This is a genomic window from Shewanella sp. SP1S1-7, from assembly GCF_031932105.1.
Classification (GTDB): Bacteria; Pseudomonadota; Gammaproteobacteria; order Enterobacterales; family Shewanellaceae; genus Shewanella; species Shewanella baltica.
Genome location: NZ_JAUOEU010000048.1, coordinates 1 through 17,113 on the forward strand (window position 1 = coordinate 1; position 17,113 = coordinate 17,113).

The 17,113-nt window shown below is 46.0% G+C and carries 14 protein-coding genes; 5 read left to right on the top strand and 9 right to left on the bottom strand.

What is annotated here, in order from left to right; all coding sequences use genetic code 11:
- Positions 1-625: 625 nt before the first annotated feature.
- The gene (locus Q4Q49_RS21410; protein ID WP_006083618.1) at positions 626-1,090 is read left to right on the top strand and encodes an RNA-binding protein; all 465 of its coding nucleotides are present in this window, start codon (positions 626-628) and stop codon (positions 1,088-1,090) included.
- Positions 1,091-1,127: 37 nt separating this feature from the next.
- On the opposite strand, the gene murI is transcribed toward Q4Q49_RS21410, so the two are convergent.
- Complete coding sequence (gene murI / locus Q4Q49_RS21415) at positions 1,128-1,952, bottom strand: glutamate racemase (RefSeq protein WP_312000391.1); 825 nt, start codon at positions 1,950-1,952, stop codon at positions 1,128-1,130.
- A gap of 243 nt (positions 1,953-2,195) precedes the next feature.
- Here murI and trmA point away from each other — a divergent pair, with 243 nt between their 5' ends.
- Positions 2,196-3,293, top strand: a complete 1,098-nt coding sequence (gene trmA, locus Q4Q49_RS21420; protein WP_312000392.1) for a tRNA (uridine(54)-C5)-methyltransferase TrmA — start codon at positions 2,196-2,198, stop codon at positions 3,291-3,293.
- Positions 3,294-3,420: 127 nt separating this feature from the next.
- Here trmA and fabR read toward each other — a convergent pair whose 3' ends face one another.
- Positions 3,421-4,035, bottom strand: coding sequence for an HTH-type transcriptional repressor FabR (fabR, locus tag Q4Q49_RS21425; RefSeq protein WP_006083621.1), 615 nt, complete (start codon positions 4,033-4,035; stop codon positions 3,421-3,423).
- A 144-nt stretch (positions 4,036-4,179) separates the two neighbouring features.
- On the opposite strand from fabR, the gene Q4Q49_RS21430 reads away from it, so the two are divergent.
- The 3 genes from Q4Q49_RS21430 (at position 4,180) to mnmH (ending at position 7,561) form a co-directional block, all read left to right on the top strand.
- The gene (locus Q4Q49_RS21430) at positions 4,180-5,286 is read left to right on the top strand and encodes a fatty acid desaturase (RefSeq protein WP_312000393.1); all 1,107 of its coding nucleotides are present in this window, start codon (positions 4,180-4,182) and stop codon (positions 5,284-5,286) included.
- 95 nt (positions 5,287-5,381) lie between these two features.
- Positions 5,382-6,440, top strand: a complete 1,059-nt coding sequence (gene selD / locus Q4Q49_RS21435; protein WP_259564262.1) for a selenide, water dikinase SelD — start codon at positions 5,382-5,384, stop codon at positions 6,438-6,440.
- Complete coding sequence (gene mnmH / locus Q4Q49_RS21440; protein WP_312000394.1) at positions 6,440-7,561, top strand: tRNA 2-selenouridine(34) synthase MnmH; 1,122 nt, start codon at positions 6,440-6,442, stop codon at positions 7,559-7,561. The genes selD and mnmH overlap by 1 nt, the downstream gene beginning before the upstream one ends.
- A gap of 23 nt (positions 7,562-7,584) precedes the next feature.
- On the opposite strand, the gene Q4Q49_RS21445 is transcribed toward mnmH, so the two are convergent.
- The 7 genes from Q4Q49_RS21445 to Q4Q49_RS21475 all read right to left on the bottom strand — a co-directional run.
- A complete protein-coding gene (locus Q4Q49_RS21445) occupies positions 7,585-8,901 on the bottom strand; it encodes a hypothetical protein (RefSeq protein WP_263170283.1) in 1,317 nt (438 codons plus the stop codon).
- A 56-nt stretch (positions 8,902-8,957) separates the two neighbouring features.
- The gene (locus Q4Q49_RS21450; protein ID WP_312000395.1) at positions 8,958-10,835 is read right to left on the bottom strand and encodes an MFS transporter; all 1,878 of its coding nucleotides are present in this window, start codon (positions 10,833-10,835) and stop codon (positions 8,958-8,960) included.
- On the bottom strand, positions 10,826-11,437 hold the full coding sequence (locus tag Q4Q49_RS21455; RefSeq protein WP_300482629.1) for a TetR/AcrR family transcriptional regulator: 612 nt from the start codon (positions 11,435-11,437) through the stop codon (positions 10,826-10,828). Before Q4Q49_RS21455 ends, Q4Q49_RS21450 begins: the two co-directional genes overlap by 10 nt.
- A 298-nt stretch (positions 11,438-11,735) precedes the next feature.
- Positions 11,736-12,179 carry an N-acetyltransferase gene (locus Q4Q49_RS21460; protein WP_312000396.1) on the bottom strand — a complete coding sequence of 148 codons (444 nt, stop codon included), beginning with the start codon at positions 12,177-12,179 and terminating at the stop codon, positions 11,736-11,738.
- A gap of 7 nt (positions 12,180-12,186) precedes the next feature.
- Positions 12,187-12,999, bottom strand: coding sequence for a 3'(2'),5'-bisphosphate nucleotidase CysQ (gene cysQ / locus Q4Q49_RS21465; protein WP_106648480.1), 813 nt, complete (start codon positions 12,997-12,999; stop codon positions 12,187-12,189).
- A gap of 71 nt (positions 13,000-13,070) precedes the next feature.
- Entirely contained in the window at positions 13,071-13,622 is a 552-nt protein-coding gene (nudE, locus tag Q4Q49_RS21470; protein WP_106651723.1) for an ADP compounds hydrolase NudE, read from the bottom strand.
- A gap of 236 nt (positions 13,623-13,858) precedes the next feature.
- Positions 13,859-17,113, bottom strand: a 3,255-nt coding sequence (locus Q4Q49_RS21475) for an Ig-like domain-containing protein (protein ID WP_312000398.1), incomplete at its 5' end; no start/stop codon positions are given.

Below are 17,113 nucleotides of genomic sequence, written 5' to 3' on the forward strand. Positions count from 1 at the left end.
GAATTCTGTTCGACTCCTATTTATTCGAAAATAAGTAGTAAGTCTTTGTACATATTGCTATGAACACTCATCACTCTCGTGAAAGAATTGGTTGATTTAAATTTTTGACTGCCAACCCGAAGGTTAAGCAGTTTCGATTAACTCAACACCTGTGAGTGTCCACACAGATTTGCTTGATAAATTGTTAAAGAGCGTTGACCACACACTGAGTTTTCAGCAGGTCAGGGCTGCGTATTCTACGCATTCCCGTTAGTGCGTCAAGTAGTTTTTTCAACTTTCTCAACACTCATCGTTTAGCTCGCTAACCGATGAACTGCTTGGCTTTCTTTGCTTAACTTGCGTTACGCTGTCTGCCGTGTCAGTGGATGCGCATTATAGGGAGATTGAGAAAGTCCGCAAGGGCTTTTTAGCGATCATTGAATCGTACGTCGATATTTTAAACGTTATGACCATTTTTTAGCTTGTAGACCTTATTTATCGGAGATAAGTCAGCTTTTTTATCTAATAATTGATAATTCACGCTCAATATTTCAGCAATGGTCTAGTGTAAAAGTAAATAATTCATTACCATATACTTGCTGTTAACAGTTATTTATCAATTTTCCATTCATCAGAGAGCATTCTTATGCAAAAGTCATTTCTTATTGTTTTGATTGTCGCCATTGTTGGCGCCTTTGTGCTATTTCAGTTTGCACCTACGCTGCCGGCTTATATTGCCTTCGTTGCAGGCGTTATTGTGACTAGCCTTATCTTTAAACTTGTTCCAGAGACTTCATCATCTCATGCTACAGAAGAACAATATGTTGGTCCTACTATGACCTTATATGTAGGTAACCTGCCTTATCGTGTCCATGAAGGTGAAGTAAAAGTATTGTTTGGTGAGTTTGGCCCAGTAAACTCTGTGCGTTTAGTCAGAGATCGTAAGACTGGTCGTCGTAAAGGTTTTGGTTTTGTGGAGATGTCAGAATCTGGCGCTCAGAAAGCCATGGTTAAACTGAATGACTATAGCTTCCAAGAAAGAACCTTAAAAGTAAGAGAAGCAAAAACACAAGATTCGGAAGCTGCCGACCGTACTGGTACTGACGAGTAGTATTGCCGTTTAAACTGTTTTGTTTGACGTTGTAAATTTAGTTGGTTGTGGTGATTCGTTCGATAGTTGAAAAGCCACAATCAATTAATGTTGTTGTTAAGCCTTCACTGATTTCCGCTTTAGTATAGAACGCCTGCATTGCTGACTCCCCTAATGTTTCTCTCTCATTTGTTACTCTGCGCTCCTCCACAATAAGATTCTGTTGCGTTAAAAGAGTCACGACTCGCTTAGCTATCGCAGCGCCAGAATCCATTAGCGTTACGCCCGCACCGAGCACTTGTTGTAATTCAGCTTGGATCATAGGGAAGTGAGTACAACCCAGTACGAGCACGTCCAATTGCGCGGCAACGACTGGCGCGAGTAAATCTGCCAGTCTGTGCATGTCCATTTCACCTGTCGCTATTTTCTGCTCCGCCATCATGACGAGTTCAGAACAACCAAAAAGTTCGACATGGCAATCATCGGCAAATTGGCTGATAAGCTCATGGGTATAATGACGCTTAACTGTGCCAGGGGTAGCCAAGAGTCCAATACGTTTACTCTTAGACATCTGTGCCGCGGGTTTGATAGCGGGTACAACGCCCACAACAGGAATACTGAGGTTTGCACGTAATGCCGGTAGCACAACAGTGCTCGCGGTATTGCAGGCGACGACCACTATCATTGCATTGGTGCGAGCTACAAGATCACATACTAATGCGACACAGCCAGCAATTAATACCTGCTCTTCTAACTCGCCATAGGGCAACCTAGCATTGTCGAAAAGATAACAATAGTCGCTATGGGGCAAACTCCTGCGGATTTCAGCCAATACGGATAGGCCACCAATCCCTGAATCAAACACTAATATAGGTCGCGACAAGCGGGTCTCCCGTTTCGGTTATAACAAAATGGCTATACAGATTGAACGCATTACAACATTAACTGATTCGATGTTTGATGACTGAATGAATCCAACCAAATACTCATTGAATATCCATAGAATCACACTCAAGCGCGCGGATTTTCCCACAGCTTTGCATAAACAGCAAAAGCAAGATGCTGGACATTCGTGTCACCTAGTATAATATTTGCGCCCCAATTTACAGCAACGGTGAATCAAACAATGAACTTAGCAGCAATGGACCCTCAGACTTATGATATGCAGTTAGAACACAAGCGTATCAAGCTAGAACAAGCCTTTGCCCAATTTGAAACACCGAGTGTTGAAGTTTTTGCCTCAGAGCCTGCCAACTACCGAATGCGTGCCGAATTCCGCATGTGGCATGACGGTGACGACTTATACTATTACATGTTCGATAAAGTATTGAATGAGAAAGTGCGATGCGATCAATACTTGCCAGCCAGCGTGCTCATCAATCAAATGATGTCGGCCTTAATCGCCGAACTAAAACCGAATCCTAGTCTAAGACATAAACTGTTCCAAGTGGATTTTTTGTCGACCTTAAGCGGCGAGATCTTAGTGTCCTTGCTTTATCACAGACAGCTTGATGACCAATGGCGCGCCGATGCGACTGCACTAAAAGCCAAGTTAAGCAGCCAGTTTAATGTCAACATCATCGGCCGTGCCCGTAAGCAGAAAATCGATTTAGATAAAGACTTTGTGGTCGAGTCATTACAAGTGAATGATAAAACCTTCTTATATAAGCAAATCGAGAACAGCTTTACTCAACCGAATGCCAAAGTTTCCGTAAAAATGTTGGAGTGGGCTATCGATGCGACTCAGAACAGTCAGGGTGATTTACTCGAGCTCTACTGTGGTAATGGCAATTTCTCTATCGCACTGGCGCAAAACTTTAATCGCGTATTGGCCACCGAACTCGCTAAGCCCTCAGTCGATGCGGCGCAATACAATATCGAAGTGAATGGTATTGAGAATCTGCAGATTATTCGCATGTCGGCTGAAGACTTTAGCGATGCCATGGCGAAGAAACGCAGCTTCAGACGTTTAGAAGGTATCGATCTCGACAGCTATGTGTGCAACACCATTTTTGTCGACCCACCACGCGCAGGGATTGATCCTGATACGTTGGCGTTAGTTCAAGGTTATGAGCGGATTTTATATATATCCTGCAACCCAGAAACCTTAAAAGACAATTTGCAGCAATTAAATCAGACCCATAAAGTCACCCGTTTTGCCCTGTTCGATCAGTTCCCTTATACCGACCATATGGAAACAGGTGTACTGCTAGAGCGTCGTTAGTCACCTCAAATGCATTAAGCTCGACTGCATAGCAGTTAAACTTAGCTAGAACTCAAACATAAATTCGCTAAAAATAATGGAGCCTCAGGCTCCATTATTTTTAGCAACTGATGTGCAGGTCACTCAGTTAGCGGTGCTCAACTTTGTGCTGCAAAGCCTCGGCGCCTTTGGCGACCATACGCAATTGCATGACTAATTGATCGGCAAGGATTTTACGATCTGCGCGTTTCATATCTAACGCTGAAGCGCCGGCGTTAAACACTAAAGTTACTAAGGCTTCGGCCTGTGCCCGAGCTAATAACGGAGTTCGGCCAGCTTTCGCTTCGGTATAGTGAGCCAATTCAGAAATAAAATGTTCAATTTCGCGGGCAACCGCCGCACGGAACGCTGCGGAGGTTCCTGAACGTTCATGCAATAAGATACGGAATACGTTTGGATTAGAATCAAGCACTTCCATAAAAGTATCAACAGAAATACGGATCACACTGCCACCGGCTTCGGCTCGCTGACGGCCTTTTCGCATCATCTGCCTGAGTGTTAATCCGCCCTCGTCTACCATAGTGAGACCGAGTTCGTTCATATCTTTAAAATGGCGATAAAAAGATGTCGGCGCAATATTGGCTTCCCGAGCAACCTCTCGCAAACTCAGACTTGAGAAACTGCGCTCAGCACTTAGCTGATTAAAGGCCGCATCGACTAAAGCTCGACGAGTTTTCTCTTTTTGCTGTGCTCGAATACCCATTCTTAAATCCGCTAACTGAATGTAATGACGCGATAATACCGCTTTTAGGCATTAAACACAGCCCCATCGTCCTTGACCAAACAATATAGCTAAGCTAAATTAGCTTACAGATGTACGCTCAAAAGCGAATTTTGGAAACCTATAATGAAAAACCCCCCTATCATCTGGCTTAATGTCAGTCTGTTTGCCATCACTTTCCTCAGTGCGGTGATCTTAGTTCCATGGCGCGGTATTGTTCACGGCTATGGTGCTAGTGAATGGATCGCTTTTATTGTCTTAGCCTTTGCCAGTGGTCTGTCGATCACCGCAGGTTATCACAGACTATGGTCACACAAGGCCTATAAAGCCCATTCAGCCGTGCGGTTTATGTATGCACTCGGTGGCGCTTTAGCATTACAAAACAGTGCATTACACTGGGCATCCGATCACAGAGTGCACCATAAGCACGTCGATGATAACGACAAAGATCCGTACTCAGCCAACATGGGATTCTGGTACAGCCATATAGGTTGGATGCTGCGAGAGTATCAGTCGCAACGCTATCATGATTATCAAAATGTGCGCGATCTGCAAAATGACCGTATCGTTATGTGGCAACACAAACATTACCTCGCACTTGTATTGCTGATGAACATTGGACTGCCTGCCCTGCTCGGCTGGTTAAATGGCGACGTGCTGTCTATGTTATTGATGGCGGGTTTACTGCGTTTAGTGGTGGTGCATCACTGCACTTTCTTCATCAACTCTTTAGCGCACGTGTGGGGCAGCCAGCCTTATACCGATAAGAACACCGCCCGCGATAATGGCTTTCTCGCCATGCTGACCTACGGTGAGGGCTACCATAATTTCCATCACATCTTCGAAAATGACTATCGTAATGGCATTAAATGGTGGCACTACGATCCAACCAAATGGTTGATTAAGTCATTATCTTGGTTGGGGTTAGCCAAGGACTTGCGTACGAGTCCACAGGAACGTATCGAGAGCGCACGCTTGCAGATGCAGCTGCTGCGGACCAAGAACAAAGTCGTGCACTTACCCAATGCCGATGAAATTATTGAAAAAGTCCAAGCTGAGTATGAATTACTCAAACTGCACTTAATGGATTACTACCAAGCACAGAAAACCTTGCTTGAGGCCAAACGCAAGCAACTTGTCGATCAGCAGCTATTGCAGCAAGTTGAAGAGCTAAAGGCGCGTTTTTTAGTCCAGCAAAAACATTGGCGCAGCCTAACCGCAACTTATAGCTAAACCACAATTCTGCCCGAAAGTCATACGGCTACCTTGCATGGTGGCCGTATCTGATTATGATGATGCCTTAATCACTTAAATAGGCTGTTAAGATCATGTCAGATTCCCCAGTTATACTCCCAGAATCAATCAAACTAACAGAATATAGTCATGGTGCAGGTTGTGGCTGCAAGATATCCCCTAAGGTGCTCAGCACTATCTTAGCCTCGCAATTACCCGTGTTTACCGATCCTAATCTGTTAGTCGGCAATCAGAGCCGTGACGATGCCGCTGTGTATAAACTCAATGACGACATAGGCATCATCAGCACTACCGATTTTTTCATGCCGATTGTTGACGATCCCTTCACCTTTGGCCGCATCGCTGCCACCAATGCAATCAGTGATATTTATGCCATGGGCGGCACACCTATCATGGCGATCGCTATTTTAGGCTGGCCAATCAATAAGCTACCCGCAGAAGTTGCACAACAAGTGGTCGATGGCGGCAGACAAGCCTGTATGGAAGCGGGGATCATGCTAGCCGGTGGTCATAGCATAGATGCACCCGAACCGATTTTTGGCCTCGCGGTTACCGGGCAAATTGCCTTAAGTGATTTAAAACAGAATGATACTGCTAAAGCTGGCGATCGTTTATATCTCACTAAACCTATCGGCATTGGCATTTTAACCACAGCGCAGAAACAGAAAAAGCTCAAAGATGAAGACAGTCTCATTGCGGTCAATGCCATGTGCCAGCTGAATACTATAGGCACCACCATTGCCAAAATTAGCGGTGTAAACGCCCTGACCGATGTCACAGGATTTGGACTGGCGGGACACTTACTCGAAATGTGCCAAGGTGCCAAGCTCACGGCAAAACTCAAATTTGATGCGGTGCCGTTACTGCCACGCGCTTTAGATTACTTAGCCTTAGATTGCGTTCCTGGCGGGACTCACCGAAATTACGACAGTTATGGCGAGCATCTCCCCGAGCTCAGCGAGCATCAAAAAGCGATACTGTGCGATCCACAAACCAGTGGTGGCCTGTTAGTTGCCGTCTCGGCCGAAGCCGAAGCGGAATTGATTGCCCTTCTCGATGCGCATCACATCGCCCCAATTTGCATTGGGTCACTGGAAGCCCCCACCACTGCAGCGAATGTGGTGTTGTGCTGATGCCAAGCGCTATTGTAGCCGCAGAGCAATATCGGGAAATTTTCCTCAACCAACATCCCATAATGGATGTGCGAGCGCCTATAGAGTTTACTCGAGGGGCGTTTCCCAACTCGACCAACTTACCCTTGATGCTGGATAGTGAAAGGGAAAAAGTCGGCACTTGTTATAAGCAATCAGGTCAGCAAGCCGCGATTGCATTGGGTCATTCACTGGTTAATGGCCCCATCAAGCAACAGAGAATCGAGGCTTGGGTAAGCTATGTGAGAGCCAACCCCAACGCCTACCTTTATTGCTTTCGTGGCGGCTTACGCTCGCAACTCACTCAACAATGGCTTAAAGAAGCGGGGATCGAAGTCCCCTATATTCAAGGTGGCTATAAGGCCATGCGCCAATATCTTATTGGCGTGATTGAAGCGGCACCAACTCAGCAACCGTTATTAAGTTTGAGCGGGATGACGGGCTGCGGTAAAACTGATTTTCTATTAAAACGTAAAGAAGCGGTCGATCTTGAAGGGATAGCCAATCATAGAGGCTCTAGCTTTGGGAAAAATATCGACCCACAGCCAACGCAGATTAACTTTGAAAATCAACTCGCCATTGCCTTGCTACAGCATCAAACGAGTAACGCTGCCTGTTTACTGCTCGAAGATGAAAGCTTCCTGATTGGGCGCTCGGCGCTGCCGCAGACATTTTATACTGCGATGCAGACCGCTGATGTGCTGGTATTAGAGGAGGCGGACGACTTCAGGCTGCAGCGGCTACTCAATGAGTATGTGCACAAAATGCATAGGGGATTCTGTGATCGCTTAGGCGCTGAAGCGGGATTCGCCGCCTTTAGCCAGTACCTGTTACAGAGTTTAGTGAGCATTCGTAAACGCTTAGGTGGTAAACAACATCAAGAACTACAGGATATGATGCAACAGGCATTAACCCAGCAACTCCATCAAAATGACACTTCTCTGCATTTAGCATGGATAGCAGTGCTGCTGCACAAATATTATGACCCAATGTACGAATACCAGTTACAAAAAAAATCCGAACAGATCCTCTTTAAGGGCTCACATCAGGCCATGCATGAATGGTTGGATAACTATAAGAGTGATAGAAAAGCCGCACAATAACTGTGCGGCGAGTACGCTAAAAATTAATTTGCAAAAATCGTAATGGCTTCATAGTTATAATTATCGAATTTAGCCGAGCGAATATTACCCGTGCTACGGCTCGATTTACTGAGCTCGGCACGGAAATCATATAGCCCTGTCATTCCTTCATACCCCCAGACATACAAACTCATCATAGGAATTGTTATTCCATCAAATGCTGTTTGTAAGTGTATGGGCAAATCTAAATCCGGAATTGACCCCTTTAATGAAGCCGAAATAGCCCAATTCGCATAGCCATCTTGTCCTATGGTGATTTGCATCGCTTGCATATGGGCATTGTTGAAACTGTAGTCATAATTTGCACTACCACCATTATTAATAGTAGTGATTAAACGTGTCGTTTCATCCAGCATTTGGTTTTCATTTAACGGTAAATTCAAGCTCAAACTCTTAGAAGGATCAGTAACAGCCCTACGTGTTATTGCCGAATAATTTATGTAGCCAGCCTCATTCGCACCAAGGGCAATCCACTGTGATGCGTAAACTAAATTGCGATCAAAAATCGCGGGAAATAATTGCACTTCTTTCGTCGGCCATTCTACCCAGTTTTGGCGACCAAATTCAGTTTCAGAGTAACTCCTTAGCGAATAATCATTGGTATTCACATCAACATTTAACGGAGTCCCTTCATGATGAGTACCTTCAAATTCACTACTCGATATAGGTACTGCTTGCGATAAATCTAGTGTATTTATATCTATGCTAGCAGCATAAGCCGTAACACCACTCTGGCTAGGAACTAACACCATATTCACTGGTGCAAACTTATCGTCCTGCTTACACAGGCGTAATGAAGAATTGTTAGAATGTGAGTCCAAAAATGAGTTATTACCATATAGCTGGTAGTCACTATATACAGCTTCAATTTCACTAAGATCAAAATTCACATCACTACAGTCACATTGGCTATTTAAATTTTCATCTGTGAAAGCATAAATGCCATAGTCGCCAGCTTTAGCGGCTAAATCCGTACGGATGCTCCAAGTTGACTGACCATTACGAAACTCTTTTGCTGCAACTGTTAAATGTGATGCTTCGCTTGTCCAGGGTATATCGACATGTCCCTGCCCATCACTCTTATAAGTGCCGAGAATATGGCCGTCTTGTCGGTGAATAATAACATCGGCACCTGCCATTTTTTCTTTTACATTGCATTTGCTTGCAACGCTCTGCACATCCATAACCAATCTAGCTGGTGTTGTACCCGAATCACCAGAATCCCCACCACTTGAATCACCCGAACCTCCACATCCACCAAGCAATAACACTAGTGCACTGGCATAACATCCTTTTCCCATGACCAAACTCCAGAGTATATAAGTTATTATTTTGTAAATTTGTTAAAGCATACCAATTACAACACGGCTTCATTTCGTTCAACAAGTAGGTTTGCAACTTGATGTCGCAAATTTTCACGATTAGCGGAAACGTCCACGATAGGAACCGCAATATCCACCGACACCCTTGACCAAAAACGCTTGGGCATTTTAGCTAAGGCATGCCCGCCCTTGTGGCTAAAGTAAGAACCCCATAATCCGTGTAATGCCATAGGCACCACAGGGACGGGATCTCTGGCGAGGATTTTATCGATACCGGGACGGAATTCACCTAATTCACCGTCAGGAGTGAGTCGACCCTCAGGGAAAATACACACCAACTCGCCATTGGCGAGCGCCGCATGAATCGCCTCGAAAGCAAGATTATAGGTCTCTTCACTTTGCTTAGGCGAACAAATAGGGATCACCCCAGCGTGGCGGAACACATACTTCAGCAGAGGAATTTCGCTAATGGATTTATCCATCACAAAGCGGATCGGCCGTGTCGATGCCCCCATAATAATCAATGCATCCACATAACTCACATGGTTACAGACTATGATGCCAGCCCCTTCCTTCGGAATTTTTTCACGGCCAGTTACAGTCACGCGGTACATAACATGACTCAATAAGTAACTGATAAATCGCTGAGTAAATTCTGGCACTTGTGAATAAACATAGAGAGCGACGACAAAGTTCATCACGGCAAGCAGTAGGAATAACTGCGGAATCGTCCAACCCGCAACGCCAAGCAGCAAGATAGATAACAGCGCCGAAGCCACCATAAACAGAGAGTTCATAATGTTATTGGCAGCAATCGCCTGAGCACATTCGCCCTTGGCCGAACGGGACTGAATAAAGGCGTATAAGGGGACGATAAACAAGCCGCCGCTAACGCCGATCATAAAGAAATCTAGCATCACCCGATAATGTTGCGACTCGGCAATAAAGGCTTTTAATCCATAGACAAAACCAGCATCCACTGGCACAGGTGGAATCGCCCAAAGCAAATCGACACCAAAGATAGTTAATCCCAATACCCCGAATGGCAGCAAACCGAGTTCCACATGGCCGTAGGAAAAACGTTCACAGACGAAGGAGCCAACAGCGATTCCGATGGAAAACATGCCCAACAATAACGACACCACAGTCGCACCAGAATGCAGGTGCAGCTTGGCAAAGTTAGGGAATTGGGTCAGATAGGTCGCACCTAAAAACCAAAACCAACTGATAGCGAGGATAGCCATCCAGATTGAAGGTGTTTGACGGGCTTTTTTGATGCTACGCCAAGTGCCTGATAACGGTCTGAAACGTATTTTTTCGATAACGCCCTGCGGTGGTAAAGCAGGAATAGCTCGACTCGATAGGTAGCCTGCTAAGGCCAATACGGCAACGGTAATGGCAGCCCAAAGCGTACCGTTGACTTCAGAAACTAAGATCCCCGCACTTAACGTGCCGACCAGAATAGAGAGAAAAGTGCCCATTTCAACCCACGCATTGCCTGTGACTAACTCGTCCTCTTTCAACGCTTGGGGTAACAAGGAATATTTGACCGGGCCGAAATAAGCCGACTGACTACCTGTTAAAAATAACAGTAATAACATCATCATGTAGTTCTCACTCACTATCGCGATAGCGGCACAGGACATGATAATAACTTCGAGTAATTTCAATCGACGGATAAGTTTGGCCTTATCCATATTATCGGCAACCACACCTGCGTGGGCCGAAAACAGGAAAAACGGCAGGATAAACACTCCAGCAGCCAAATTCACAAACATATCGACGCTTATGGGCAAGTCTTTGACTTGACTGAAAGTCACTAATAGCAGCAACACATTTTTATAAATGTTGTCATTCAATGCGCCTAAGCACTGAGTCGCAAAATAAGGTAAAAAACGTTTTGTTAGCAGCATGATAGTTCCCTCTGGTAACCCATTCCTTGTAGATAAGCCTGCACATGGCTCTCGAGTAAATCCCGCAGTGATAACGATTCAGCAAAGAGCTTATTATCGAGGGATAAAGCAGTTAGTCCATGAATTCCACCCCACAACACACGGCTCATAATGAGATGCTGCTCCGGAGTCGCCTCAGGGAAGATCTGCGCTAACTCACGTTCAATCAGTATGAATAACCCTGCAATCAATTGCCCTTGTGATGCCGGCAAAGGCTCAGAATCGAGTAATTGCAGCTCAAAAACCAACTTGAAAGCTTGCCGCTGCTCATTGGCAAACTGACTATACTCCCACGCCATTGCAATGATTTTACGCAAACTGTCGGCAGCACACACACCCGCTAATCGATCGTGTAAAGTCCTAAGCGTTGCCTCAGAAACCGCCAGCAACAAATAGTTATAGCTGCCGAAAATATTGATCAAGGTGCTAGGGACATAGCCAATTTGGCTAGCCACTTTGCGTAAGCTCAGCCCTACAACACCTTGTTCGGTCAATAACTCAGTTGCCGCTTGTATTGCCATAGCGCGAATTTCATCATGGCTGTGTTCTTTTCGTCTGGCCATAGGTCTCACTCCCTGTTGGATAGCAAGAGACTAACAGCAGTCAAAATAAAAAACAACGTTCAAAATAAGTTTGTTTTACGTACAGTCGCGGATAAATAGTGAAGGATATCATTGAGAATGATAAATAAAGATAGACGCTCGAAATCGATTCACTCAGTAAAACTGAACTATATATGTGGGATTACACCACACAAAATAGCATAAAAAACGGCGCACTCAGTCAGCACGCCGTCCATTATTTTGGTTTAAAAATCATTCTTAATTCAAAGGTGTTTTTAATTAAAAGTGACCATGGAATTTAAGGCCTGCGATAAGTCATCACCACTCTATCTGCACCAGCGCCAAAATAATCGGCCTCAAAAGCCGAATCAACGAAACCTAAATGCTGATATAAGCCATGGGCAGGATTACTCGGGTCAACCGTTAAACACACCCGCTCAACAGCGGCGGGTAACTCAGCTAAACACTGCTGCATCAAACGTTTGCCGAATCCCTTTCCACGAGCATCTTCACTTACGGCAACAGATAAAATCCACCTACAAGTAGGATCGCCACTCTGGGCACAGAGCAAATAACCTTGCAGAAGATTATCTTCATCCACCGCCACTAAAAATTGCTCTGGCCAGCAATCAAATCCCTGACGGAAGAAAAAATCGGGATAACTATGCTCACCAAAAATGGCTTGCTCAAGCTGATAAACCGCTAATAACTCTGTCTTTAATACCGGACGTATAGACTGCATTCGAAAATCATTCACCTATTAAAATCTTATCCCACTCTAAGTTGGGTGCGCCCACTACGATAAAGTTAGGGTTTTCTAACGTCTCGCGCTCATTGTAGGTTAATGGTTGCAGCTCAGTATCCATCAACTGTCCACCCGCTTCCTCGACGATAATTTGCGCCGCTCCCGTATCCCACTCGCCCGTTGGGCCAACTCGCACATAACAATCGGCTCGACCTTCGGCGACAAGACAACTCTTTAACGCTGCCCCCCCCATAACGACTAACTCGCAGTGTTTGGGATGGTTGAATAGGGTCAACACAGATTGAGGGTCCTGACGGCGACTTACGGCTAATCTTAGGGATACCTTTTCACGGTGCTCGATTTGGCGGCTGCTGATCCGCACTTCCTGTTTATCCGTGCGTTTGTATGCCCCTAAACCTGCAATCGCGTAATAACACACTTGCGTCATAGGCACATACACTACGCCCATCACGGGACGATTGTGCTCAACGAGTGCAATAATCACCGAGAAATCACCACTGCCAGCAATAAACTCACCCGTGCCATCAAGTGGATCGACCAACCAATAGCGCTTCCAAGATTCACGCACGCTCAGAGGAATATCGGCCGCCTCTTCAGATAACACAGGAATATCAGGCGTTAAAGCAGTTAATCGGTCACAAATGATCTGGTTCGCCGCTAAATCTGCGGAAGTGACAGGGGTATTGTCAGACTTCATTTCTCGCTCAAAATTACCTTTGAGATAAATGTCACGGATAGTTATCCCTGCATCGGTCGCAATCGCAATAACTTCGTCGATCAACTCTTCTGGCTTCATAACAACTCCAATCGCAAAGTTCGCGAATGTTTTGCAAGCGTTTCAGCTTTGAACGCTTAAAAGGAAAAAGATTATTTAAGGTATAAATACTTTTGCGCTAAAAACAACGCACTCACACTACGGGATTCGGAAAAATCGACATCATCGAGCAGGGCCTCCCAATCGGCGAGCGCCCAAGGCACCACATCAATGGGTTCCGGTTCATCACCTTCAAGGCGACTCTCATACAGATCTTCTGCAAGAAAAATTTGCATCTTACTAGAGAAATAACCTGGCGCTAGGCTAAGTTCTTTCAATAGCGTGAGCTTATTCGCCCCAAAGCCAATTTCTTCCTGCAATTCACGGTTAGCCGCTTCGACTGGCGATTCACCAGGGTCGATAAGACCTTTAGGAAACCCGAGCTCGTAATTATCGGTTCCGGCTGCATATTCGCGTGCCAGTAGCATTTGCCCTTGATGAATAGGCACTATCATCACAGCGCCACGACTACCGCCTTTCATACGCTCGTATTGGCGTTCGACACCATTTGAGAACTTAAGATGCACTTGCTCAATTTGAAATAATCGGCTTTTCGCGACAACTTCGGTATGCAATATTTCCGGCTTATTCTGCCGCTGCGACATAACTGCCTCTAGATAAAAAAGCGATAAATTAAATAAGATAAGTGACAATCTTACTATCCTGTCTTTAATCTACAACCTGAATTTGTTACATGCTCCTAAGGGTAAGCCACAAATCCTTTGCGATATGCATCACAAACCAAGCCCAGCCTTAAGTGAACACCTTCAAAATATTCTCAAATATGATGTTTCTATTAGAGAGTAAAAAGGGGCGAATGCCCCTTTTGATATGCTAACGCTTAAAATTGATAACGTAGATTGAGCTGGTAACTGAGGAAGTCATTCGGCTCGATATCCACATACTGATACCCCAAGCCAACTGACCAAGCGTCGCTCACTTGATAGCTAAACCGCACACCGGCATACCAATCAGTGCCATCGAGTTCTGTGGTTAAACGGCTATTGCCCATAGTGCTACTGATATCCGCTTGCCATCGAAATAATCCGATAGGTACTTCAAACCGCCAAGCATCATGCTGCAGTAAGGTAAAACGTAATCCCAACATCACGCCATCAGCCAGTACTGGCGTCACGGCTTTGACCTGCTCATGATATTGCGCCGGAATCAGACTTGCGCCCTCAATCCGCGCACGCCCATCACCAAAGTCGGCATAGCCTAATTCGATTGCCACCATGGGAGTCCATTGATAACCCACACTTAAGCCAAACGCAGTATCCTTGTCATCAACCGATGTCACTACGCCAGCTGCAGCGTCAGACTGTAACTCTCGTCTGCCGCTATCAACCTGAGCTTGGCCGACAAAGCCCTCGACATACCAGTTATCAGCGGAATTCGCTTGAGTCACTGTGCTGGCGAGCAACACAGCACCCAAGACCACTTTATGTAATTCACGGCGGCGAATTAAACCCGTCGCAACGATCAAGCCTAATGCCCACAAGGCCATACTACCTCCACCCGATTTGTTATCAATCACCACTTCTTGATAGGCTTTAACAGTAATCAACACTTGTCCTATTGCCTCACCACCCAGCCCATCACTAATCCGATAGCTCACAGTATCGACACCATCGAATCCTGTTTTAGGGATATAACGCAGCTTGTTAGTCTCAATGGATACTGTCCCTTGCTGCGCGGTTGCGCTGACTAAGGTTAAAGCATTGCCATCTGGATCGCTGTCATTACTCAACACATCGAGTAGCAAGCTCGTTCTGTCGTCGGTTGCGGCGCTGTCGTTGACTGTCGTTGGCGCGGTATTGCCACTCACTACCACAGTCAACTCACTACTCGCAGTGCCACCTTTTCCATCGGTAATGCTATACACCAGCACATCCGTACCGATGAAATCGGTTGCTGGCGTGTAACTCAGCTGCTGATTAGCCAAGATGACGGCGGTACCAAACTCGCTAGTCACTTGTGTAACTGTCAAGGCATCACCATCACCATCGGTATCATTGGCGAGCACATCAACATCGAGGCTCTGATTCCAAGGTAAAGAGGCCGTATCTGGGTTCGCCACCGGTAAATGGTTGCCATTGAGTATCACGGACACGCCACTTGGATCGACGATAGTACGGTTAGCGACGCCATCGTCATCGTTTGGTCCACCATCTTCTATGGTTAACTGCACACACCAATGGCCTTCAGTTAATCCAGAAGTCCAACGACTGTCTCCCGGTGGAGGACAGAAACCACGCTCACCTTCACTACTGGCGACACTATTGCGCGTATCAATCACAAAATCCTTCCAACCATTTTGGGCTTGATACTTACGATATACCGCATTGGCAGGAACTGGCGAACGTTGTGGTATCACCAGACTGTAACTCTGCCCTTGTTGTGGCAATCCCGTCGCGATGAAGTCAAAAATACCGCCGACATTGGCCGCTATGCTGTCTTCTGGGACAAGATCAGGTAATAGTTGAATACCACTTTGCTCTTGCATCAGTGCAATATTACCTAAGCGTAAGCACACGCCAGCCTGACCCTCAGCTAAGAAGTACACAGGCTGCAATTCACCTTCAGGCATAATGTTACAGTCGTTGACCGCATCCAAATAATCAGGAATACCGTCACCATCCGTATCGGTAAAGCCTTCTTGAACATCAGGGATCAAATCACCGTCCGTGTCTGCGCCAGTCAATACAGGTAAGCTTGAACGCACCACAATGTAGACTTTCTCTGTGGTAGACAGCGCTGGCAAACCATTATCAGTGACCGTCACACTCACAGGATAAATGCCCGGCAGGACAGAGACTGGAGAGAAGAACATACCCGCATCATCGGATTGTAAGTTCAGCGAACCGCTTGCCCATGTTGACGCTAGGCTGTCCTGTATATTGGCATCACTGATATCAGCATTAATGCGAACATCACCGCCATTTTGCGCCACGATAAATTGGTGCGCTCCCGCTTGGGTAACATCCAACGTCACCTTAGGCGCAATATTCGCTTCAGTGATGAGCACCTGAGTTTGCTGCTTACTGCCCAAATTCAAGCTTGGGTCTAGACTAATCAGCACATCCTCATCCCCTTCGACCTCACCATCTTCAAAGGTTCTAAAGCGGATCTCAGCTTGTTGACCCGATGTCACCTCGACCACCCCATCAACCAAATCATGATCGCTGCTACCTGCAGAGCCTGAAACGGTATAAGGCACAGAAAGTGGATATACGGGTGCGACGCCATTAAGGTGCACACTCACCACTACCTCATTGCCCTCACCCACAAGCTGATCTTTACTCAAGGAAATCAGTGGATGTACTTTCACTTTTTGAGCCTTGATCGCCTTATTACCATCGCGATCTACAGCTTGCCAGTAAGCTAAGTAGCTGCCTGGTGCAAAGAACAGACTCTTATTCACTAGAGAAACTGGCAATGGATGACCATTACGATCGACCGCTTTCGCGAAACCAAGTTTAACGCGAGTAAATAGGCCCGTCGCATTCACATCAACATCGTCAGGCAAAGTGATCACTGGCTGATTTTCCGACTCCGCGCCTTCAATCAATACATTCACTTTGGCACTTGCACGCCCCTTGTTACCATCACTGATGGTATAGCGAAGCGCCACAGGCCCGACATACGCTTCAGGCGCAGTAAAGCTCAAGCCCTCACTGGTGATTTGCACACTGCCGATATCCGCAGCCGCACCATCAATCGTTAAGGTATCACCATCGACATCAACATCGTTCGCGAGCACCGCAAGCGCATAAATATCGTTGGCGGTACTTGTTAATGTGTAGTCGTCATCAACCGCCTGCGGATCATCATTCACTGGTGTGACGTTAATCGTGACAGTTGCAGGCTCTGAACTCAGCTCGGCATCCTTAGCAATAAAGCTAAACACGTCTGTTCCAGTGAAATCCTTCTCAGGGGTATATAACCAAACAGTGCCATGTTGCTCTAAGGTGCCGGATTCTGGCTGACTCACCACTTCATAGGTGAGCGGATCATTATCCACATCCTCTGCCGCAAGGGTGATAGCCACAGAACTATCTTCCTCTAACGTCACAGTTAAACTTGTCGCCACAGG